Here is a 2,844-nt window from a genome sequence, read left to right on the forward strand (position 1 = left end):
AAACTCCCGGAAGGCAAGCTCGGCGACTCGCTCAGCTATGGCATGCCGTCGCTCGAAGACTGAGCGTCTACCAGGGGTCGCCTCAGAAAACGGATCGCAAAGTACGCTAAGGGGAGCCCTCTGCAATCTCTTGCGGGCGCCACCCCTACACCGTAGGGCGGTGCGGGCTGACAGCACCAATGCGGGTGCCGGTGCGTGTCCGTTGGCCAGCGCGTGACCGCGAGACCCAAAAACGGGTTCAAGGCCTCGCGGGCATCGAACCCGCTCGGCCTTGAGTGGCAGTCGCTGCGGGGGAACTCGGCAGCCGCAGGCTTGCCGCCGAGTTCACATAACGTGACGTTGCACGCCGCAGCCCCGTTCGCTCGCCAGGCTCGCTCGGCAGGGCAGTCGGCGTACAACACACGTTATGTCTTACGCCCACTCCGCGCCTGCGCGGCGCCAAGGCCAGGCTTTTCGCCTGCCCTCAGCACCTTCATGCTCGTGTGGCGTCTGTCGACGCCCCAGACCTTCTGGTCAGGTGCTGCGCACAGAACCAGGGAAGGGCTCCCGGTGATGCCTTCGGTCCTTCCGGGCCCACATTTGTGCTAATGTGGGTTTCATCAGAACCTTGAAGCTTCAGCGCATAAACCGCCCAACATGAGCCGCCTGACCATCGACATCACCGAGCAGCAGCACCAAGCCTTGAAGGCCATGGCCGCTCTTCAAGGCAAAACCATCAAGGACTACGCCATCGCGCGCCTGTTCCCTGCCGCCGACAAGGAAGAACAGGCTATGGCCGAACTGCGAGCGCTGCTGCAGCAGCGCCTGGCCGAGGCCCAGCAAGGCGAGGTGTCCTCGCACAGCATCACCGAGATCGCCAGCGAGGCCGCCGGCCTGCGCCTCGGGTGAACCGGCCCTATGTCCTCAGCCGTGGCGCTGAGGCTGACCTGCGTGACATCGCCCGCTACACCCTTGCCAAGTGGGGTGCCCGCCAGTGCCAGGTCTACATTGCCGCGCTGGAAGACAAAGCCACTTCACTGGCCCTGGGGCAGGGCGTTTTCAAGGACATGGCTGAGGTGCTGCCTGGCCTGCGGGTTGCCGCATGCGGCAAGCACTTCATCTTCTGCATGCCCCAGCCCAACGGGCCGGCCATCATCTTGGCCATCCTGCATGAGCGCCGCGACATGATCGCCCGCCTCAAGGCCCGCCTCAAACACTGACCCGGCTAGCAGCCGGAGCCCTTGCGCTCGCACGGCGTCTGTCGACGCCTTGGTCCTTCCTTGAGGGGGCGCCTCAGAAAACGGATCGCAAAGTACGCTAAGCACGGTTGGCCTTGGGCCCCGCTGCGGCGCGACATCGCCAGCAGCCACATTACGAACTTGTCATGCCAGTGTTCGTTGCCCGCGGTTTGCCGTGTTCACAGTTCGTTCTGTGGTCGGTGCCTTACCGACCTTCTCTCAAAACCGAACGACCGAACACCCCAACGAACCGAAGGAACCCGATCATGAACACCCGTCAACGCCTTGCCTCTGTTGCCATCGCCGTGGTTGCTGCCCTTGCCGGCACCACCGCTTTTGCCCAGGAAGCCACCTCGGACACCTGGATGAACGTCACCTCCACCAAGACCACCGCCCAAGTGCAGGCCGAACTGCAGCAAGCCCGTGCTGACGGCAGCATCCGCTTCTCGCGTGCCGGCTACATCGAGACGCTGCAGTCCACGAAGTCGCGTGAAGCCGTGAAGGCCGAGACGCTGGCCGCCCGCAGTACGGGCGAGCTGTCGCACATCAATGGCGAGGTCTACGGCTACGAGCAGGTCCTGGCGCCGGTGCTCGCCCGCGCCGGCCGCTGATCGCACGGGTCTGAGCCGCAGGCACCACCGGCCTCGCCGCAACCGCGCTGGTTGTTGGCGGGGCCGGTGCGCTTTGTGTGCGTCCTGTATGCATCATGGGTGCGTCATGGGTGCACCGTGTAGCCGTGCTGTGTGCGCCGTGTGTGCGTCCGCGGTGTTTCCTGTGGGCGCGGTGTTGATGCCTTGTCGACGCCGTGTTGATGTCGTGTTGATGTTGTGTTGACGCCGCGTTGATGTCATCCGCCCCAAACGGCCTGGCCGCCGCTTACGCAGTGCCCCGGGGTGCCTCTGCCCTGGCCGCAGTTCCTGCCGGATTTGCCAGTGCACCCCGCTCGCGCGCCTCCGCCAGGTAAGCCAGGTCACTGAGCTTGTCGGCGGCGATCAGCAGCACGCCGAGCAAGGTGGTGTTGTCCAGATCCAGCAGCCCGGCGCGCTTGACCACAGCCCCAACCTCCTGGATGCGGCGGTCCTCCGCGGCCTTGGCCTGCTTGGCCTCAATGATCCGCTGCCGAGCCTCCCTGGCCGCCTGCTCGCTTTTGAGCTTCTTGAGCTTGTCGGCCGCGAGCTGCGCCTTGCGTTCGGCCTCCGCGATGCGTTTGGCCAGTGCCTCAGATACACCCATGCGTTGCGCTCCCCCGTTGATTCCGCTGCCCAGTTCCCCAACAAAAGCTGCGCCTGTGCGATGCTTCGGCCCGCAGCACAACCGACCCAGCGCACCACTGCCAGACCCCCGCGCATGAGCCTGTGCGTTGAAGCGGCACCGGTGGCAAACGCCGCAACGCCTCCCGCGGGGTAGCCAGACAGACACAAGAGCTAATGGCGCACTTGCGAGTCGTTGTCACGACTCCGGCGCCCTGAGGGTCGCCGAGTGCGCCGCCCGCATGATGGCGGGCAGCCAACACCCCCAACATCCCGCCTTCTGGGGCGGTGCACACGAGGCGGGGGGTTTTCACAATCGAGCAAAGACAAAAGTCGATTGGGAGACCCTGGGTCGTGGCGATCTACCACCTCAGCAT

General features: G+C 65.0%; 4 protein-coding genes. 3 read left to right on the forward strand and 1 reads right to left on the reverse strand.

Going from position 1 to position 2,844, the window contains the following annotated elements; genetic code table 11:
* Positions 1–636 precede the first annotated feature (636 nt).
* The 3 genes from ACK59X_RS05485 to ACK59X_RS05495 all read left to right on the forward strand — a co-directional run bounded on the left by ACK59X_RS05485 (position 637) and on the right by ACK59X_RS05495 (position 1,828).
* Positions 637–888: an antitoxin gene (locus tag ACK59X_RS05485; RefSeq protein ID WP_409955843.1), complete on the forward strand. Its 252-nt coding sequence runs from the start codon at positions 637–639 to the stop codon at positions 886–888.
* Entirely contained in the window at positions 885–1,199 is a 315-nt protein-coding gene (locus ACK59X_RS05490) for a type II toxin-antitoxin system RelE/ParE family toxin (protein ID WP_409955844.1), read from the forward strand. The genes ACK59X_RS05485 and ACK59X_RS05490 overlap by 4 nt, the downstream gene beginning before the upstream one ends.
* Positions 1,200–1,483: 284 nt before the next feature.
* A complete protein-coding gene (locus tag ACK59X_RS05495; RefSeq protein ID WP_409955845.1) occupies positions 1,484–1,828 on the forward strand; it encodes a DUF4148 domain-containing protein in 345 nt (114 codons plus the stop codon).
* A 265-nt stretch (positions 1,829–2,093) separates the two neighbouring features.
* Here the strand turns inward: ACK59X_RS05495 and traD are convergent, their stop codons facing one another.
* A complete protein-coding gene (gene traD / locus ACK59X_RS05500; protein WP_409955847.1) occupies positions 2,094–2,450 on the reverse strand; it encodes a conjugal transfer protein TraD in 357 nt (118 codons plus the stop codon).
* Positions 2,451–2,844 lie beyond the last annotated feature (394 nt).

It is taken from the genome of Acidovorax sp., assembly GCF_046339755.1.
Classification (GTDB): Bacteria; Pseudomonadota; Gammaproteobacteria; order Burkholderiales; family Burkholderiaceae_C; genus Acidovorax.

Bases quoted from the DNA above. Each gene is read 5' to 3' on its own strand.
- ACK59X_RS05485 (WP_409955843.1), top strand. From the start codon at position 637: ATGAGCCGCCTGACCATCGACATCACCGAGCAGCAGCACCAAGCCTTG.
- traD (WP_409955847.1), bottom strand. From the start codon at position 2,450: ATGGGTGTATCTGAGGCACTGGCCAAACGCATCGCGGAGGCCGAACGC.
- ACK59X_RS05495 (WP_409955845.1), top strand. From the start codon at position 1,484: ATGAACACCCGTCAACGCCTTGCCTCTGTTGCCATCGCCGTGGTTGCT.